The sequence below is a fragment of the Nonomuraea sp. NPDC050643 genome, from assembly GCF_040654715.1.
In the GTDB taxonomy this organism is placed as follows: domain Bacteria; phylum Actinomycetota; class Actinomycetes; order Streptosporangiales; family Streptosporangiaceae; genus Nonomuraea.
This window is the reverse complement of record NZ_JBFAIM010000067.1, coordinates 60,788-80,875: the sequence shown is the minus strand read 5'-3', so window position 1 is coordinate 80,875 and position 20,088 is coordinate 60,788. Positions and strand designations below refer to the sequence as shown.

Genomic DNA, 20,088 nt, shown 5'->3' with positions numbered 1-20,088 from the left:
TGGTGGCGCCGGTGATGAGGGGCCAGAAGAGTTCCCAGACCGAGACGTCGAAGGTGGTGGGTGTTTTGTGCAGGACGCGGTCTTGGGGGGTGAGTGGGAAGGTGTGTTGCATCCAGCGCAGGCGGTTGACGATCGCCCGGTGGGAGACGCCGACGCCTTTCGGTCGTCCGGTGGATCCGGAGGTGAAGATGACGTAGGCCAGGTTGTCCTCGCGCACCCGCACGACGGCTCCCGGGGCCGCGGGCCCGTCCGCCGCCGTGAGCACCAGGTCGGCGCCCGCGTCGGCCAGCATGCCGCGCGTCCGCTCCGCCGGGTGACCCGGATCGAGCGGCAGGTAGGCGCCACCGGCCGCCAGCACCCCGAGGAGCACGACCGGGAGGTCCAGCCCCCGCTCCATGCACACACCCACCGGCTGGTCCACCCGCACGTTCAGCCCGGCCGCCACGGCGCGGGCCCGTTCGGCCAGCTCGCGGTAGGTCAGCCGGTCGCCCTCGAAGACCAGGGCCGTCGCCTCCGGTGTCCGCTCGGCCTGCTCGAAGACCAGCTCGTGCAGGGTCCCGCCCGGATGCTCCCGGGTCGTGGCGTTCCACCGGGAGATCTGCTCTCGCTCCTCGGCCGGCAGGATGTCCAGGCGGCCCACCGGCACGTCGGGCGCCGCCACCACCGCACGCAGGAGCGCGGCGAACCGCCGCGCCAGCCGCTCGATCGTCTCCGGCCGGAACAGCTCGGCGTTGTAGACGAAGCGCCCCTCCAGCAGCTCACCTCGCTCGGCGGCGTAGAGCTCCAGGTCGAACCGGGTGGTCGTGCTGTCCGGCTCGAAGCCCTCGCCGCCGTCGCGGTAGCTCTGCAACGCGAACAGCACCTGTACCAGCGGCGGGCGGCTGACATCGCGTACGGGGTCCAGCTCGGCGACCAGCTTCTCGAAGGGCAGCTCCTGGTGGTCGTAGACCTCGAGCGCTCCATCCCGCGTACGGCGGAGCAACTCGGCGAATCCGGGATCGCCCGCCAGCCGCGCCCGCATCGGGAGCAGGTTGACGAACAGCCCCACCATCTCCTCGAATTCCGGCCTGGTCCGCCCGGCCACCGGCGACCCCACCGCGAAGCCGGTCATGCCGGACCAGCGGGCCAGCAGTACCTGGAAGGCGGCGAGCAGCCCCATGTACAGCGTCGCCCCCTCGGCCCGGCACAGCTCGCGGAACGCCGACACCTCCAGTTCGAGGTCGTGCCAGCCGCCCCGGAAGCCCTGCCGAGGCGGGCGGGGCCGATCCAGGGGCGGTTCGAGCACCTGCAACCCGTCCAGCTCGCCCCGCCAGAACGCCAGGTCGGCCGCCAGGCGCGGGCCGCTCAGCCGCTCTCGCTGCCACAACGCGTAGTCGCCGAAACCCAGCCGCGGTCCGCGCTCCGGTGGCGCCAGGAGCTCGCGGAGGATGAGGTCGGCCGACCAGCCGTCGGCGACGATGTGATGGACGGCGACGAGCAGCGCGTGGTCGTCGGGCGCCAGCCGTACCAGGGTGGCGCGCAGCAGCGGACCGGCCGCCAGGTCGAAAGGGAGCGCGGCGTCGGCGCTGAGCACCTGCCTGGCCGCCGTCTCCGTCGTCACGTCCACGACGCGCAGCGGGACGCGCACCCGATCCGCCACCCGCGCCTCCGGCCGCCCGTCGGGGCCGGCGGGGAAGGTCATGCGCAGGCTCTCGTGCCGGGCGACCACGGCGTCGAGCGACCGCCGCAGCCGTTCGACGTCGAGCGGGCCGCGGAGCCTGGCCGACACGGGCAGCACGTAGGCGCTCGTCCCGGGGGCGAACTGCTCCATGAACCACAGCCGCTCCTGCGCGAACGACAGCGGGGGATCGCTGCCCTCGGCCCGTCGCGGGATCTCCTCCGCGACGCCGGTGCCGGTGCCGGTGCCGAGGCCCGCCACCGCCTTGCGGAAGCGGGCCTCCACGCGCGCACGCCGCTCATCCACGCTCGTCGGCCTCCTCGGCCAGGTGCTCCAGCGCCGCGGCCAGCAGGCGTGGCGTCGGGTGGGTGAAGGCCAGCTTGAGCGGCACCTCCAGCTCGGTGGCCGCGGCGATGCGGGCCGTGGTCCTGGTGGCCAGCAGCGAGTGGCCGCCGAGCCGGAAGAAGTCGTCCAGCGCGCCCACCCGCTCCAGCCCCAGCACCTCGGACCAGACCAGGCAGACGAGCTCCTCGGCCGGCCCGGCCGGCGGCTCGTACGCCGCGCCCGGAGGCTGGCCCGGTGCGGGCAGGGCGGCCTGGTCGACCTTGCCGCCGGGGGTCAGCGGGATGCGATCGAGCGAGACGATCGCGCTGGGCACCATGTGCGGGGGGAGCTCGGCGGCGAGGTGATCGCGTAAGGCGTCCCCGGTGTCCCCGGTGTCCCCGGCGTCGTGGACGGCGTAGGCGATCAGGCGGTCGTCGCGGACCACCACGGTGGCCTGCCGTACGGACGGGTGGGCGAGCAGCACGGATTCCACCTCGCCCGGCTCCACGCGGTAGCCGCGCACCTTCACCTGCCGGTCCAGGCGGCCGAGGATCTCCAGCCTGCCGTCCAGGCGGAAGCGGGCCCGATCGCCGCTGCGGTAGCGGCGCGAGCCGTCAGGACCGGGGACGAAGCGCTCGCCGGTGAGCGCGGGCGCGCCCCGGTAGCCGCGCGCCAGGCCGCTGCCGCCGATGTGGAGCTCGCCCGCGACCCCGGGCGGAACCGGGAGCCCGTCGGGGGCCAGCACCTCAAGCGTGGTGCCGGGCAGGGCGACGCCCACGGTCGGGCGGCGCAGCGCCTCGGCGGGGTCCATCTCGGCGGTGGCGGCGATGATCGTGGTCTCGGTGGGGCCGTAGCTGTTGATCAGGCGAACACCCGGGGGGCCGGACTCGTACCAGGTGGCCAGGGCGGGGCCGGGCAGCGGGTCGGCGCCCAGGATGAGCAGCCGGAGACCGGGCGGCCAGGCGACGCCCATGGACAGCAGTTCCCGCCAGTACGACGTGGGCAGGTCCAGCACGGTGAGCGCGGCACCCTCCGGAGTCTTCAGGAAGTCGGGCAGCGGGTCGTCCGGGCAGAGCACGAGCTCGGCGCCGGCGGCCAGCGCCGGGTAGATCTCCTCGGCGTGCGTGTCGAAGCTCGGCGAGGCGAACTGCAGGACGCGGTCGCCCGGCCCGAGCCCGTAGTGCTCCCGCATCCAGCCCACCCGCGCCGCCAGCGCCTCGCGCGGCACCTCCACGCCCTTGGGGCGCCCGGTCGAACCCGAGGTGTAGATCACGTACGCCAGCGAGCCCAGCACTGCGGCCCGAGGTGAGCCGCCCGGCTCGCGTAGATCGTCCTCGTCCAGCACCAGGGCCGCGCCCGCGTCCGCCGCCATCCACCGCAGCCGCTCCGGCGGGTAGGCCGGGTCGAGCGGCAGGTACGCGCCGCCCGCCATGCCGACGGCGAGCATCCCGGCGATCAGCTCCACCGAGCGCCTGGCGCGCAGGCCCACGACCGTGTCCGGGCCGACGCCGGCCTCGGACAGGCGCCCCGCCAGCACGGCGGCCATGGCGTCCAGCTCGGCGTAGGTGACCCGGCGGGTGCCGTGGCTCACCGCCGGCGCGCCGGGCGTCAGCCGTACGCGCTCCTGGAAGAGGTCGAGCACGTCGCGCGCGGGCGGCTGCGGGGCGTCGAGGACCGGCGGCCTGTCCTCGGGCAGCAGCATCGCCGCGCGCAGCGCGGACAGCGGCGCGCCCGGGTCGCCCGCTACCGTCTCCAGCACCCGCTCCCACCGCCGCAGCAACCGCGTCGCGGTCTCCTCCTCGAACAGGTCGCCGGCGTAGGACAGCATCGCCCAGAGGGAGCCGTCGAACTGGGTGACGTCCAGCATCAGGTCGAACTTCGCCTGCGTCGCCCCCGGGTCGAAGATCTCCGCCTCTATGCCGGGCAGCGGAAGGGCGGAGGCCTCCTTGTCCTGGATCACGAACATCGCCTGGAACAGCGGCGTCGTGCTCAGGTCGCGGCGGATGCCGAGGTCGTTGAGCAGGCGTTCGAAGGGGATGTCCTGGTGCGCGAAGGCGTCCAGGACCGTTGCCCTGGTCCGCGCGAGCAGCGTGCGGAAGGTCGGGTCGCCGGACAGGTCGCCGCGCAGCACGAGCGTCTCGGGGAAGAAGCCGACGACGTCCTGGAGTTCCGGGCGATCGCGCCCGGCGATGACCGAGCCGACCGTGAGGTCGTCCGTGCCGCAGTGCGCTCCCAGGAGGAGCTGGTAGGCGGCCAGCAGGACCATGAAGAGCGTGCCGCGCTCGTCCCTGGCCAGCCGCTCCAGGCGGGCCGTCAGCTCGGGGCCGATGCGGCGCGCGCAGTAGTCGCCCCTGGTTCCGCGTACGGCCGGTCGCGGCCGATCCGTGGGCAGGTCGAGCGGCTCCACACCGTCGAGCTGGGCCCGCCAGTAGTCCAGGGACTCCTGCGACGGCTCCCGGCCACGCTGCCAGGCCGCATAGTCGCGGTAGTCGAGCGAGGGCGCGCTCAGCCCGGCCGCGTTCCCGGTGTAGCAGGCGGCCAGCTCGGAAAAGATGATCTTAAGGGACCAGCCGTCGGCCACCAGGTGATGCAGGACCAGGCAGAGCACGTGATCGGTCGCCGACAGCGTGATCAGGTGCACCCGCACCAGCGGGCCCGTGGCCAGGTCGAACGGCGCGTTGGTCAGCTCGGCCACGATCGAGGTGGCCCGCGCCTCGCGTTCGGCCGCGGGCAGGTCCGTGAGGTCCACCAGCACCGGATCGAGCTTCAGCGCCGGCTCGACGACCTGGACCGGACCGCCCTCCACGGCGGGGAAGCGGGCCCGCAACATCGGGTGCCGCGCCGCCACGGTGGTCAGCGCCCTGGCGAGGTCCTGGATGGACAGCTCACCGCGCAGCCGCTGCACCAGGTACATGTTGTAGGAGGCGTCGGCAGGGTCGAGCCGCTGCAGGAACCAGAGCCGCTCCTGCCCGTAGGAGAGCGGCGCCGGCGCGTCCGGATCGCTGCGCGCGGGAATGCCGGTGGGCCGCGCCTTCGGCCGCCGCAGGAGCTTGCGCTCCAGCGCCGCGCGCTGTTCCGGGCTGAGCCGGGCCAGCCGCCCTCTCACCTCACTCATCCGCCACTCATCCGTCCGTGTCCTCCCCCAGGAGCTCGTTCAGCTCGACGTCGCCGAGCTGGAGTTCCAGTACGGCCAGGGCGTGCTCGGCCACCGTGGTGAGCTCGAAACAGACCCGCAGGTCCATCTCGATCCCGTACCACTCCCGGTACCGGGTGATCAGCAGGACGGCCAGCAGCGAGTGGCCGCCGAGCGCGAAGAAGTCGTCCTCGACGCCCACCCGGTCACGGCCGAGCAGCTCGCCCCAGAGCGCGCACACCTCCTCCTCCAGCGGCGTCTCCGGCGCGACATAGGCGGTGCCCAGATCGCCGCGGCCGGGCCCGGTGGGCGGCGGCAGCGCGGCGCGGTCGAGCTTCCCGCTCGGGCCCAAGGGGAACTCGGTGACCTGCACGAACGCCTGCGGCACCAGCGCCGGGGGCAATTTGCCCGCCAGCCCGGTCCGCATCTCGTGCGACAGCCGGTCCGCCTCGCCCGTCCAGTCCACGTAGGCCACCAGCCCGCGGCCGCCCGGCGCGTCATCACGCAGGGCCACCACGGCCCTGCGCACCCGGGCGTCCTCGGCCAGCGCCGCCTCGATCTCGCCCGGCTCGACTCGCCAGCCGTGCACCTTCACCTGGTCGTCGATGCGGCCGAGGAACTCCAGTTCGCCGTCGGCGCGCAGCCGGGCCCGGTCGCCGGTCGCGTACAGGCGCGCGCCCGGCGGGCCGTACGGGTCGGGGACGAAACGCTCGGCCGTCAGCCCCGGCCGTCCCGCGTAGCCGCGGGCCACCTGGACGCCGCCGATGTGCAGGTGACCGGGCACGCCGACGGGCATCGGCTCCAGGTGCTCGTCGAGGACGTGCAGGCGGCAGCCGGGCATCGGACGGCCGATGGGGATCACCGTCTCGCCCGGCCGGCAGGCGTGCCAGGAGACGTCGACGGCCGCCTCGGTCGGGCCGTAGAGGTTGTGCAGCTCCACGCCGGGCAGGCGGTCGAAGAAGCGGGCCGCCATCCTGGGAGGCAGCTCCTCGCCGCTGCACACCACGCGCCGCAGCGACGTGCACGACTCGATGTTCGCCTCTTCCAGGAAGAGGGCGAGCATCGACGGCACGAAGTGCATCGTGGTGACCGCGTGCCGCTTGATCAGGTCGCGCTGGTGGCCGGGGTCGCGGTGGCCGCCCGGCCGTACCGGGACGAGGCAGGCGCCCTGCAGCAGCGGCCAGAAGAGCTCCCACACCGACACGTCGAAGCTGGTCGGGGTCTTCTGCATCACCACGTCGCCGGCCGTCAGGCCGAACGTCTCCTGCATCCAGGCGAGGCGGTTGACGATGCCGCGGTGGGTGTTGACCACGGCCTTCGGCCGGCCGGTCGAGCCCGAGGTGTAGATCAGGTACGCGGCGTCGTCCGGTCCGGTCACCGGCTCGAGATCGCCGGAGCCGAGGTCGTGGTCGTCCTCCAGCACCACGGTCTTGATCGGCCCACCGGTCGGCAGGTGGCGCTGGGTGAGCAGTACCCGTGCGCCGCAGTCGGAGAGCATGAACTCCAGCCGGTCCGGCGGGTATTCGGGATCCAGCGGCACGTACGCCCCGCCCGCCTTGAGGACGGCGAGCAGCGCGACGACCAGCTCGGGCGAGCGCTCCGCGCTGACCGCGACGGGCTGACCACGTTCGACGCCGATGTGGCGCAAATACCGGGCGAGCCGGTTGGCGCGGCCGTTGAGCTCGGCGTAGGTGAGCGTGACATCGCCGAAGAGCACCGCGGGAGCGCCGGGGGTCGCGGCGGCCTGGGCCTCGATCAACGCGTGCAGGGTCCCGGGCGCGGCCTGGGGGGCGCCGGTCCCGAGGGCCAGCACCCGCTCACGCTCTTCCTCCGTGAGCAGCGGGAGCGTGGAGAGCGTCCGGTCGGGGTCGGCGACGGCCGACTCGACCAGCCGGCGCAGATTCGTCTCGAAGCGTTCGATGGTCTCCGGATCGAACAGGTCGGTGGCGTACTCCAGCCGGGTGTGCAGCCGCCCGTCGCGCATGTTGAGGTCGAGCTGGATGTCCGCCTTCGCGGTGCCGTTGGCGATCTGCCCCTCGTTGGTGAGGACGGCCAGGTTGAACATCACCTGATAGAGGGCCGGCACGCTCAGGTCCCGGGCCGGCTGCAGGTCCTCCACGAGCCGCTCGAACGGCAGCTCCTGATGGTCCAACGCCTCGGCCACCGTCGCCCGTACGCGGGCGGCGGCCTCGCGGAAGGTGGGCGTGCCCGACAGATCGACGCGCAGCGGCACCGCGTTGACGAACATGCCGATGACCGGCTCGGTCTCGGGCAGCAGCCGTCCCGCGATCGGCGTGCCCACCACGATGTCGTCGATCCCGGACCAGCGCGACAACACGGCCGCGTACGCGGTGAGCATCACCGTGAACAACGTCGCGTTGAGCTCCTTGGCCAGCAGCTCCACGCCCGCCGACAGCTCGGGGGAGTAGGCGCCGAGCCGCATCTCGCCCCGATACGTACGGCGGGCCGGCCGTGGCCGATCGCCCGGCAGGGCGAGGTCGGCGGGCACCCCGGCCAGCCGCTCGCGCCAGTACGCCAGCTCGGTCTCCAGGAACTCGCCGGACAGCCTGCCGCGCTGCCACACCGCGAAGTCGGCGAACTGGATCGGCAGTTCGGGCAGCTTCGGCGCCCGGTCCTCGCCGAGGGCGTCGTAACATTCGCCCACCTCGTCCATGAAGATCATGGACGAGACGCCGTCGAAGATCGTGTGATCGAAGACGATGACCAGCCGCAGATCGTCCTCGGCCAGCTTGACCTGCCTGGCGCGGAACAGCGGGGCCCGTTCCATGTCGAACGGCAGCACCGCGTCGGCCCTGGCCAGCCGGGCCAGCTCCGCCTCGGCGGCGGCCCGCGGCAGGTGGGTCAGGTCCGTCTCCGTCAGCGCCGTGGGCGGCGCGTCGGGGCTGACGATCTGCACCACCTGCCCGTCCCGGAACTCGAACGTGGTGCGCAACGCCTCATGGCGCCGCACCACCAGATCGATCGCCCGCTCCAGCCGGCGCGGGTCCACCGGCTGTCTGGCCGCCATCGGCATGGACATCCCGATGTTGTAGACGGCCAGGTCGGGCTCGAAGCGCGCGAGAAACCACATCCGCTCCTGGCCGGAGGACGCGGGGAAGGCATCACTCACCGGCCATCGCCTCTCGCAGGCTCTTCGGCCGCATGTCGGTCCACACGCGCTCGATGTGCTCCAGGCATTCGTCCTTGGTGCCGGAGAAGCCGGCGTCGTACCAGCCGGAGGGGTTGTCCCGGTCGGCGGGCCAGATGGAGTACTGCTCCTCGTCGTTGAGAACGACCTTGGTCTCTGCGCTCATGCGGAACTCCGGGGGAGGCGGGGGATGGTCTGGGTGGCGGGCCCAGGGGTGGGCCCGGGAGTGGGCCCGGGAGTGGGCCCGGGAGTGGGCCCGGGAGTGGGCTGGGCGGCGGCGTCGATCAGGGCCGCGACGCGGGCCACGGTCGGCTCCTCGAAGAGGCTGCGCATCGGCAGCCGCACCCCCAGCTCCTTACGGATGAGGGCGATGAGCTGGACCGCGATGAGCGAGTTGCCGCCCAGCTCGAAGAAGTCGTCGTCGATGCCGATGTGGTCGCCGCCGAGCACCTCGCCCCACAGGCGGGCGATCGTGGTCTCGGCGTCGTTGCGCGGGGCGACGTAACCCTCGGCCGGCGCCTTGTCCTGCCGGTCGGCGACCGCTGCCGGGTCGAGTTCGGTCTCGACGGTCTCCTGGGTCAGCGAGCCGACGCCGGCGACGAGTTCGGCCACCGTGGTGGCCGCCACCACGACCTGGGGGCCGAGTGGGGCGGCGAGCAGCCGGCGCAGGGAGACGGCCCCGTCGGCAGGCCGGATGCCGATCGCATCGCCGGCCGCACCATGGGCCGCATCGCGGGGCGCCGCTGGGGCGGCGCGCTGGGAGTCGGCGCTGGTGACGACCCCGGCCACCACGGCCTCGGTGTCGATCCGCCGCAGGACGTAGTCGGAGACCTGCACCAGCACCGTTCCGTCGGGCGCGATCAACGTGACGTCGACGACCAGCACCTCGTCGGTGTCGGTGCTGGTGATGCGCAGGTGGCTCCAGAACGCCTCGGGCAGGCCCCCGCGTACGGTGATCCGGCCGTAGCCGAGCGGCAGGTAGTGACCCTCGATCTGGCTCCAGCTGAAGGTGGTGGCCGCGTCGAGCAGGGCCGGGTGCAGCCCCCACAGGTCGAGATCGGCCAGCAGCACGTCGTTGGCCTCGAACAGGCCGAGCGCCTCCTGCCGGCCGGTATGCGTGGCGGCCAGGGTCCTGCTCCAGTGCCCGCCCAGCGTGAGCAGACCCGACAGCGGGACGCCGCCCTGCCCATCCGCGGAGGGCACGCAGCGATCCATGATCGCGCGCAGGTCCACGCGGCCGGCCGGTGGCGGGTTCACCTTGGCCGCCATGCCTCTGGCATGGGTACGGTGCGACCCGCCGATGATGCTCTGCACCTGGAACTCCGCGCCGTCCGTCTCCGGGGTGAAGATCACCCGTACCTCGGCGGTCGCCCCGTCGGCCACCGACAGCGGTTCGACGAACACCACGTCCCGCAGCTCGACGAGCCCGTCGCCGGGCAGCACCGCCTCGGCGGCCGTCCTGGCCAGCTCGAGGTGACCGGTGCCCGGCAGCACCGGGACGCCGGCGATGCGGTGTTCGTCCAGCACCCAGTGCGTGCCCGGCGAGAGCGTGCCGCTGCACCAGTCGAGTCCTTCGCCGGCGTGCCGGGCGGTGAGGACCGGGTGGTCGATCGCCTTGATCCGGTCGCCGCGCTGCAACGCGACGAATCCGGCGGGCGCCTCGGTCTCCGCCGCCATGCCGACTTCCAGCCACTTGCCCCAGTTGACGCTGACGATCTGGGCCGCGTTCCAGCCTCGTCCGGCGCGGGCGTGCGCGTCGAGGAAGTTGTTGGCCGCGCAGTAGTCGATCTGCCCGAACCCGCCGGCCACCGCGGTGATCGACGAGCAGAGCACCACGGCCTCCAGCTCCAGGTCGCCGAAGGCCTCCTGGAGCGCCAGCGTGCCGAGCACCTTGGGGCGGAGCACGGCCTCGGCCGCCTCCCTCTCCTTGATCTGGGCCATGCCGCCGCCGGGCAGGCCGGCCGCGTGCACGAGCACGTCCACCCGGCCGAAGGCGGCGAGCGTGTCGTCCCTGACCCGGCGCATGTCCGCCGGATCCGTCACGTCGGCGGCCAGGGTCAGCACCCGCGCCCCGGCGGCCTCCATCCGGCGGATCGCCTCGACGGCGCGCGCCTCGCGGGCCGACCGTGGCGGGCCGCCGGGCAGCCCGCTCCTGGACAGCAGGACGAGGCCGACGCGGGCGCGCCCCGCCAGATCCTCGGCCAGCGAGACGCCGATGCCGCCCAGACCGCCGGTGATCACGTACACCTGGCCGTCGCGCGGCTCGCCCGGCTCGCTCGCCACCTCCACCTGCTCGTAGCCGAGCAGCCACCGCTTGCCGCCGCGCAGGGCGACCGGGGCCAGCAGCCCGGCCTCGCCGGGCTCCGCCTGGCGGCCCAGCTCGGCGGCGACGCCGCGTACCGCGTCCCGATCCGGCGCGTCGATGTGGCGGACGCGCAGCCACGGCGTCTCCAGGGGGACGACCCGGGCGAAGGCGGCCAGCGTCGCGTGCTCCGGCCTGGTCAGGTCGTCGCCGACGACGTCCATCGTGCCGGCGGTCACCAGATCGAGCTGCACACCGCCAGGAGGCTGGGCCGCCGACAGCGCCTGCACGAGACCCAGGACGCCGAAGAAGCCGCGCTCCTGCGCCGCCCACGTCTGCTCGCCGCCGGTGAGGGCCCAGGCGTGCACGATCCGCCCGGGAATCTCGCCGACCGCTTCGAGCAGCGCGTCGTAGTCCTCCCGTACGGCCGGCCGTACCGTGAAATGTCCGTCGAAGGCGCCGAAGGCGTCGCCCGGCCGCACCTCCAGAACCTCCGCACCGGAGGCGCGCAGCGCGTCCGCCAGCGCGGCCGAGTCCTCGTCCACGAAGGCCAGGCAGCGCGTGATCGGCGACGGCGTCGCCGGACGGGCGGGGGCCTGACGCCAGACCGGCACGCCGTACCACTGCTCGGGCGGCAGCGGCCCGTCGGCCTGCCGCGGGCGGGCGACGCCACCGGCGAAGGCGCCCTGCGGGTCGGGGTCGATCCAGGCGCGCTGCCGCTCCCACGGGTAGGTCGGCAGCGAGACGCGGTAGCCGGGGGCGCCGAAGTCGTTCAGCTCGATGCCGTGGACCCAGAGCGCGCCCACGGCCTGCGAGAAGATCGCGACGTCGCCGGCCCGGTCACGCGGGCCGGGCAGCGACGGCAGCGGGGCGATCGCACCGGCGGGTAGCTGGGCGTCCGCCAGGCCGGACAGTTGCCGTCCCGGCCCGCACTCGATCATGATCCATTCGCCGTCGGTCAGCAGCGTCGAGACGCAGTCGCCGAAACGGACCGGTTCGCGCACGTGCCTGGCCCAGTAGGACGGGTCGGTGGCCTCCGCGGCGGTGATCCAGGTGCCGGTGACGTTGGACAGGAACGGCAGGCTCGGCGCGGCCGGCCCGACGGCCGCGACCAGCTCGCGGAACTCGCCGAGCATCGGCTCCATCATCGCCGAGTGGAAGGCGTGCGAGGTGCGCAGCAGGGTGCAGCCGATGCCCTCCTCCTCCAGCATCTCGGCCAGTTCCCTGACCGACTCGGACGGGCCGGACACCACGCACGTGCCGGGGCCGTTGACGGTGGCCACGGAGACGCCGTCGGGCAGCATCGGCGTGATCTCGTCGGGCATGAGCTGCACGGCCAGCATGGAGCCCGGCGGCATGCCCTGGATCAGCCGGCCGCGCGCCGCGACCAGCCGCAGGGCGTCGGGCAGCGCGAAGACGCCGGCGATGGTGGCCGCCGCGTACTCGCCGATGCTGTGGCCGATCATCGCGGCCGGTTCGACGCCCAGCGAGAGCCAGAGCCTGGCCAGCGCGTACTCGACCGTGAACAGGGCGGGCTGGGTGAGCGAGGTCTGCCGCAGCGCCTCGTCCGCCTCCTCGCCGATGGCGAAGATCTGCTCACGCACGTCCAGGACGGCCGCGCACTCGTCGACCGCCTCGCGGAAGACCGGCTCGTTCCGGTACAGCTCCGCGGCCATGCCGCCGTACTGGGAGCCCTGACCGGAGAAGAGGAAGGCCACCTGCGGGGCCCGCTTCGGCCGGGCGCCGGCGACGATCCGCCGGGGATCGGCCAGCGCGGCCACCGCGTCGGACGGCGACGTGGCGACGACGGCGGCCCGGTGCTTGAGCTCGCGGCGGCCCACCCGCAGCGTGAAGGCCACGTCGGCCAGGTCCGTCTCGGGATGCGCGGCCAGGTGCGCCGCCAGCCGTTCCCGCGCGGCGGCCAGCGCCGACTCCGTCCTGGCCGACAGCTTCAGCAGGTGCGCGGGCCGCTCGCGGGGAAGCGGCGGGCGCGGCGGCGCCTCTTCCAGTACGGCATGCGCGTTCGTGCCGCCGATACCGAACGAGCTGACCCCGGCACGGCGCGGGAAGCCGTCGCGCTCCCACTTCGTCGGCGAGGAGACGACGTAGAACGGGCTCGCCGGGAAGTCGATCTTCGGGTTGGGGCTCGTGTAGTGCAGCGTCGGCGGGATCAGCCGGTTCTCCAGCGCCAGCACCGTCTTGATCACGCCGGGCATGCCGGCCGACTGGCCGAGGTGGCCGATGTTGCTCTTGACCGAGCCGATGCCGCACCACTGGGTGTCGGCCGTATGCTGCGCGAACACACTGGACAGCGCGGCCACCTCGATCGGGTCGCCGAGCGCCGTGCCGGTGCCGTGCGCCTCGATGTAGGTGACCGTACGCGGGTCCACGCCGCCCACGCCCAGCGCCTGCGCGATCACCGCGGCCTGCCCGTCCAGGCTCGGCGCGGAGAAGCCCACCTTGCCCGCGCCGTCGTTGTTGATCGCGTTGCCCAGGACCACCGCGCGGATGTTGTCGCGGTCGTCGATCGCCTCGGACAGCCGCTTCAGCACGACGACGCCGCCGCCGCTGCCCCAGATGGTGCCGCCGGAGCCGGCGTCGAAGGAGCGGGTGTGCCCGTCGGGCGAGACGATGCCGTCCTGGTCGTAGACGTACCCCTCGCCCTGCGGCAGGTCCAGCATGGCGGCGCCGGCCAGCGCCATGTCGCATTCGCCGTTGCGCAGCGCCTCGCACGCGATGTGCACCGCCACCAGCGCGCTCGAGCACGCGGTGTGCACGGTGTAACTGGGGCCGCGCAGGTCGAGCTTGTACGAGGTGAGGGTGGCGCAGTAGTCGACGTGGTTGCCCACCATGACCGCCAGCCAGCCGGCGTTCTTGTGGGCCTGGGCGTTGCTGCGGATGTTGCGCCACTGGTAGGCGTCCGTTCCGGTCCCGGCGTACACGCCGATCTCGCCTGGATAGCGGAACGAGTCGTAACCCGCGTCCTCCAACGCCGTGTGCGACAGCTCCAGGAACATCCGATGCTGCGGATCGCGGACCTCCGCCTCCCTGATCGACATGCCGAAGAACGCCGCGTCGAAGTCCTCGTGGTCTTCCAGCACCATCGCGGCCGGCACGAAGTTCGGGTCGGCCAGCACACCTTCCGCCACGCCCAGCGCCCGTTGCTCCTCCAGGGTGTAGGTGGTCAGCGACTCGACGCCGTCGGCGAGGTTGCGCCAGAACTGCCGCGCGTCACCCGCTCCCGGGACTCGGCACGACAAGCCGATGATCGCGATCGGCTCAGCCGTGGGCTCGTCCGTCATGGGGCAGTCCCCTTCTCGTTGCGGTTCCTCAACCTGTCTCGGCGTACGGCAAGGCGGCGCGCCGCCCGGTCCAGCCCCGGGCTGCCGCCCTCGCCATCGAGATGAGCGGCGAGCGTCCGGATCGTGGGATGCCTGAACAGCTCCACGATCGGGACCTCGCGCCCGGTCGCCGCCTTCAGCCGCGCCTGCACGGCGGCCATGGCCAGCGAGTGGCCGCCGATCTCGAAGAAGTTGTCGTCGGGGCCGAGCCGCGGCATGCCCAGCACGGCGTGCCACACCTGGGCCACGGTTTTCTGCGTGGGACCGTCGACCTTCTGCGCGGGGCGGCCGTCGGCCTTTGGCTGCTCGACCGGCCGTCCGCGCAGCGCGGCGCGGTCCACCTTGCCGTTGGGCGTCAGCGGCAGCGCGGGCAGCGCCACCACCTCGGTGGGCACGGCGTGCCCGGGCAGCACGCGGCGCAGCTCCTCCAGGACGCGATGCGCCGCCAGCCCCGGCCGCGCGGGCACGACGTAGCCGATGAGCGTGCCGCCCTCGACCCTGGCCGCGGCGGCCCGCACGTCTTTGCAGGCGGCGAGCGCCGCCTCCACCTCGCCCAGCTCGACCCGGAACCCGCGCACCTTCACCTGGTCGTCGGCGCGCCCCGCCGGGGTGATCGTGCCGTCGGGGTTGCGCCGCCCCAGGTCCCCGGTGCGGAAGCGGTCACCGGCGAAGCGCCGACCGGTCAGCTCCGGATCCAGGTAGCCGGTGGCCAGGTGGCGGCTGCGGACGACCACCTCGCCGAGCTCACCCACCGCGGCTCGCCTGCCGTCCGCCGTCACCACGATGATCTCGCTGCCCTCGACGGGCCGCCCGATCGGCACGACCTCCGGGTACGGCTCCGCCAGCTCGTGCCACGCGTGCGCCTGCGGCGTCTCGGTCGTGCCGTAGAAGGCGACGAGCCGGGCATGAGGCACGAGCGCGCGCAACCTGCCCGCCTCGGCGCCGGTGAACCGGTCGCCACCCACCCCGGCCAGCCGCACGTCGGGCAGCGTGACGCCGGTGCCCGCCAGCACCGCCGCGAGCTGCGGCGTCAGGTGGAGCACGGTGATCGCGTGCTCGCGCAGCCAGGCGACGAGCCTGGCGGGATCACGGGTCAGCTCCTGCTCGGGCACGAACAGCTCGGCGCCCGCCGCGGCCGGGACGAACATGTCCCGCAGCGCCGGATCGTGGGACGGCCCGGACAGGAGCGCGAACCGATCCTGCGACCCGACCGCGAAGGTGCGGACATACCAGGAGATGAAATGAGCCAGCGGCCGCTCGGTGGTGACGACCGGTTTGGGATCGCCCGTGGTGCCTGAGGTCATCGAGAGATAACCGGCCCCCGGCAGATCGGTGCCGCCCTCGCGCAGCTCGATCTCGCGCTCCCGCAGGACCGCCCGCGCTCCCGCCGCGGCGATCTGCCTCTCCTGTACGGCAGGAGGATGAGCCGAGTCGATCACCACCCACCGCGCCCCCGCCGCCAGCACGCCGAGCAGGGTCCCCGGCAGCTCGGGCACCCGGGAGGCGACGACGGCCACCACGGCCCCCGGCTCGACACCCGCCGTCCGGAGCGCCGCCTCGGTCCGCCGCCGCGTCCGCACGTGCGCGTCGCCGACCAGCTCCAGCAACCCGGGCCCGGCCCAGGCCGGGAGCTCCACGTCGGGGACGTCGTGCTCCACCCGCCCCGTCAGCAGCTCGTCGAGCAGCTCGACGTAGCCGCCGACCAGCGCCGCCATGCGCTCGGCCGTGTAGAGGCCGGGGTTGTAGACCAGCTCCAGCGCGTAACCGTCGCGGTGCTCGCTCACGTACATGGTCAGGTCGAACAGCGCCCCCGGCAGCCCGGGCCGCATCGGCTCGCTCGCGCAACCGGCCAGCTCCAGCCTGGTCTGCGCGAAGTTGTACATGTTGAACATGACCTGCGTGATCGGGTTGCGGCTCAGGTCGCGCGGCAGCCGCAGCGATTCCAGCAACTGCCCGAGCGGCACGTCCCGGTGCCGGATCGCCGCGCCCAGCTCGGCCGCGCACGCCGTCACCTGCTCCGCGAAGTCCCCCCGGGGGCGCAGCCGCAGCGGCAGGACCTGCACGCACATCCCCACCAACGACTCGAACGCCACGTCCGGCCGGTCCGCGTACGCCGCTCCCACCACCAGGTCGTCCCGCCCCGCCAGCCCGGCCAGTTGCCGGCCGAAGGCCGCCAGCAGCACCGCGTACGGCGTGGCGCCCAGTCTCGCGGCCAGCTCGGCCACCCGCTTGGCGAGCGTCGCGTCCATCTCGCCCCGGCAGGAGGCGCCGTCGAAGGTCTGCGCGGGCGGCCTGGCCGCGTCCCTCGGCAGGTCCAGCACCAGCGGGGCATCGCGCAGGTGCTCCCGCCACCAGCTCAGCGCCTGGCCGTCGCCGTGCCCGCGCAGCCAGCGCACGTAGTCGGCGAACCCGTGCCCTCGCGTCTCGACCTGCTCGCCGCGATAGGCGACGGCCAGGTCCCGGTAGAGCACGTCCTGCGACCAGCCGTCGAACACCAGATGGTGCGCCGTCAGGCAGAGCACGTGCTCGTCCGGGCCGAGCCGGATGAGCCGCGCCCGGAACAGCGGCCCGGCGGCCAGGTCGAAACGCGCCCGCGCCTCCGCCTGCAACGCCTCGGCCAGTTCCCCGGCCGAGCGGTCGTCGATCGGCAGCGGCACCTCGCCCGGCGGCGCGACCGTCACCTCGGGGATCCCGTCGCGCGTGCCCACCCGCCAGCGCAGCGCCTCGTGGACCGTCACCACGGCCGTGAGCGCGCGCCGGAGCGCGGTGGTGTCGAGCGGGCCGCGGATCCGCTCGGCCATCGCGATGTTGTGCGCGGTGGACGCCGGCGCGAGCTGCTCGACGAACCACATCCGGCGCTGGGCGGGGGAGAGCGCGGGCGGGCTCCCGGTGGGCGGCGCCGCGACGGTCTCCCGTGGCGCGCGCTCCACCAGCGCACGCAGCTCGCCGAAGGTCCTGGCCGTGTAGACGTCCTCGGCCGACACCGCCCGGCCCAGCTCCGCGCGTACCGCCGCCACCAGCCGCATCGCCCGCAGCGAGTGCCCGCCGCGCTGGAAGAAGTCGTCTCCGTCGTCCGGGGCGGGCGCCTCCAGCACCCGCGCCCAGATCCCGGCCAGCCCCGTGCCGCCTCCCCGCTCCGGCCGGGACCGCGCCCGGAGCGTGGCGAGGTCGACCTTGCCCGAGGCGTTCAGCGGGAGGATGTCCAGCCGTTCCAGCCTGCTCGGCAGCATGTACGGCGGCAGCCGCACCGCCAGATCCGCGCGCAGCTCGGCCAGGCCGGGCGCGTCCTTGGGCGTCACGTAGGCCACCAGCTCGCCCGCGAAGTCCACCACCGCCTGCAGCACCCCGGGATGGGCGCGCAGCGCCGACTCCACCTCGCCGATCTCCACCCGCTGCCCCTGGACCTTCACCTGGCGGTCGAGGCGGCCCATGAACGAGATCTGACCGTCCTCCTCCCACGCCACGTGATCGCCGGTCCGGTACAACCGCGCGCCCGGCTCCGCCGCGAACGGGTCGGGCACGAAACGCTCCGCCGTCAGCCCGGGCCGGCCCAGGTACCCGCGGCTCACCTGCGGCCCGCCGATGAACAGCTCACCGGGCACACCGGCCGGGCACTCGTTCAACTCCTCGTCGAGGATGTGCGCCCGGCAGCCGCGCAGCGGCCGTCCGATCGGCAGCGGCCGCTCCCACACGCCGTCGAACTCGCCGCCCACCACGCAGACGGTCGACTCGGTCGGGCCGTACCAGTTGTGGAAGCGCGCGTGCGCCGACCATCGCGCCACCTGCTCGGGCCCGGGCGGCTCACCCGCCGTCACCACGTCCTTCAGGTACGGCAGGCGCGCCGGGTCCACCAGCGGCAGCAACGCGGGTGGGATGAACCCCCAGGTGACGTCGTGCTCCTCCAGGAAGCGCTGCAGGCGGGCCGGATCCACACGGTCCTCGTCCGGCACCAGTTGCACGCAGCCGCCGGTGGTCAGCGGGGTCAGCATGTCCAGCACCGAGACGTCGAAGCCCAGCGCGGAGAAGGCGATCGAGCGGCATCGCGCGTCCAGGCCGAAGTGTGCGGCCGTCGAGGTGGCGAAGGCGACCGCGCTGCGATGGCTGACCACCACGCCCTTGGGCCGGCCGGTGGAGCCCGAGGTGTAGATGACGTAGGCCGCGTTGCCCGGCACGGCGCCGCCCTCCCGCAGCACCGCGATCCCGGCCTCGGTCGAGGTGCCGGCCGAGGTGCCGGTCGAGGTGCCGGTCGAGGTGTCGGCCGAAGTCCAGGCCGAGGTGCCTGCTGAGGCCGGGACGAGGGCACGGCCGCAGCCGTCCAGGAGCTCGCGGCCGTGCCCGTCCACGACGACCACCGCGATCCCGGCGTCCTCCAGCACCTCCTCCAGGCGCCTGCGCGGATGACCGGGGTCCAGCGGCACGTAGGCGCCGCCGGCCAGCATGATGCCCAGCACCGCCACCGGCATCAGCGGGGTGCGGCGGGCGCACAGGCCCACCCGCGTCTCCGGCCCGACGCCGAGCTCGCGGAGCCGGCCCGCCAGCGCTCGCGCCTGCTCGGCCAGCTCGGCGTAGGTCAGCGCGTTCTCCCATTGCCGGACCGCCGGGGCGTCCGGGGCCTTCGCGGCCTGGGCCGTGATCAGACTGCTGAGGAGCGTCATCCTGCGGCCTCCACGCCCTGCCGTACCAGCCGGCCTTGCCGTACCGTCTCGAAACGCAGCAGGAAGCGCGGCGCGCGGACGGCGATCGCGGCGATCGCCCGGCCCAGCGGCAGGTGCGTCACCCGCCACTCCGCCACCTCGGGTGCCACCCGGGGCATCACTTCGGGCATCACTTCGGGCACCCAGGTCGCGCCCGGCCGCTGCCCGGCGAACCCGAACAGCGCCGGATCCACCCGCGGCCCGTCACCGGTCGCCTCGCGCACCGCCTTCAGTACCGCCTTCTTCGCCGTCCAGATGCGCAGCGCGCTGTGCGAGCGCAGCTCCTCGGGCAGCGCGGCGAGCTCGTCGCGCTCCCGCTCGTCCAGCGTCCCCTCCAAGGCCTGCTCGTCCAGCGGCGGGCGGACGAGCTCGAGGTCGGCGCCCACCTCCCGGCCCGTCGCGAGCGCGACCAGCACGAGCCCGCCCGATCGGCTGAGGCTGTAGGTGAGCCCGGTCCCGGTGCACGGCGCGGTCCCGGTGCACGGCTCGCCGCCGGGCCGGGCGGGGAGGTCGCCGACGCCCGGCTCGACCCCGTACTCCCTGAGCAGCCGCCGCAGCAGCACCGACCCGCCGACGAACCAGCGCCGATGGTCGTCCTGCCGGAACCCGGCCGCTCGTGCCGCCTCCCCGGGCGACAGCTCGTCGACGGCCGCGCACATCTCGGGCAGTTCCTCGAGGTCGGCGAGCCACACGTGCACCTCGTCCGGGGTCGGGCGCTGCTGGGGACCCGCTGTGATCGTCCGCGCCACCTGATCGCCGTGCGTGGCGAGGAACAGGTGTGCGGCGTCGAGCGTGTGCAGGCGGAAGGTCGAGGAGGTGTGGCGGGCCCAGCCGAGCATGACGGGGTGGGCGACCTCTCGGTCATGAGCGCCGGCGAAGGCGACGATGGGGACGTCGAGCGGCTCCTGCCTGGCGAAGCGGTAACGGCGCAGCCACTCCATGTCCGTCCGCAGGGCGGGGATGAGCAGGGCTTTGACCTCGGGCCGCGTCCGTAACTCCGCGGGCGCCCCCAGCCGGTGGATCAGCTCTTCGATCAGGTCCTCGTCACCCAGGCCCGTCCATCGCCCCAGCGTCTCCTGGCGCTCCGGCGGGTGCGCGGCGCCGACGTAGAGGCACTCGGGCGCTCGCACGCCCAGCCGCCGCAGCTCGCGTACCACCTCGAAGGCGACCCGGCCGCCCATGCTGTGCCCATAGATCGAGTACGGCGTGCGGTGGTGGGCGGCGATGGACCGCGCGATCAGCTCCGGGGAGAGGGCCCCGGGTTCGGCCACCCGGCCTTCACGACCGGGGAACATCACCACCCGTACGTCGAAGACTCCGTCGAACGCGTGCCTCCACGGCCAGAAGGCCGAGACGTCCCCACCGGCGTAGGGAAGGCAGAAGAGGAGCGGAGCGCCGGACGGGTGCCGCCTCAGCGAGGCGAACGGGGTCTCGGGTAGCACGTGTTCCTCTCGCATTGCTACGCGAAGTCACCCCCCAGACGGATCCA

General features: G+C 73.7%; 7 protein-coding genes. All 7 read right to left on the bottom strand.

Features of this window, described 5'->3' with window-relative positions; all coding sequences use genetic code 11:
- Positions 1-1,963: condensation domain-containing protein (locus AB0I15_RS52740; RefSeq protein ID WP_358114620.1), on the bottom strand; the 1,963-nt coding region annotated here is incomplete at its 3' end.
- On the bottom strand, positions 1,956-5,096 hold the full coding sequence (locus AB0I15_RS52735; protein ID WP_358114617.1) for a condensation domain-containing protein: 3,141 nt from the start codon (positions 5,094-5,096) through the stop codon (positions 1,956-1,958). The genes AB0I15_RS52740 and AB0I15_RS52735, both read right to left, overlap by 8 nt.
- A 7-nt stretch (positions 5,097-5,103) precedes the next feature.
- Positions 5,104-8,244: an amino acid adenylation domain-containing protein gene (locus AB0I15_RS52730; protein ID WP_358114614.1), complete on the bottom strand. Its 3,141-nt coding sequence runs from the start codon at positions 8,242-8,244 to the stop codon at positions 5,104-5,106.
- Positions 8,237-8,428: an MbtH family NRPS accessory protein gene (locus tag AB0I15_RS52725; RefSeq protein WP_358114611.1), complete on the bottom strand. Its 192-nt coding sequence runs from the start codon at positions 8,426-8,428 to the stop codon at positions 8,237-8,239. Before AB0I15_RS52725 ends, AB0I15_RS52730 begins: the two co-directional genes overlap by 8 nt.
- Positions 8,425-13,866 carry an SDR family NAD(P)-dependent oxidoreductase gene (locus AB0I15_RS52720; RefSeq protein WP_358114608.1) on the bottom strand — a complete coding sequence of 1,814 codons (5,442 nt, stop codon included), beginning with the start codon at positions 13,864-13,866 and terminating at the stop codon, positions 8,425-8,427. Before AB0I15_RS52720 ends, AB0I15_RS52725 begins: the two co-directional genes overlap by 4 nt.
- Positions 13,863-18,560: an amino acid adenylation domain-containing protein gene (locus AB0I15_RS52715; RefSeq protein WP_358114605.1), complete on the bottom strand. Its 4,698-nt coding sequence runs from the start codon at positions 18,558-18,560 to the stop codon at positions 13,863-13,865. Before AB0I15_RS52715 ends, AB0I15_RS52720 begins: the two co-directional genes overlap by 4 nt.
- Entirely contained in the window at positions 18,557-20,041 is a 1,485-nt protein-coding gene (locus AB0I15_RS52710; RefSeq protein WP_358114602.1) for a thioesterase domain-containing protein, read from the bottom strand. Before AB0I15_RS52710 ends, AB0I15_RS52715 begins: the two co-directional genes overlap by 4 nt.
- Positions 20,042-20,088: the final 47 nt, after the last annotated feature.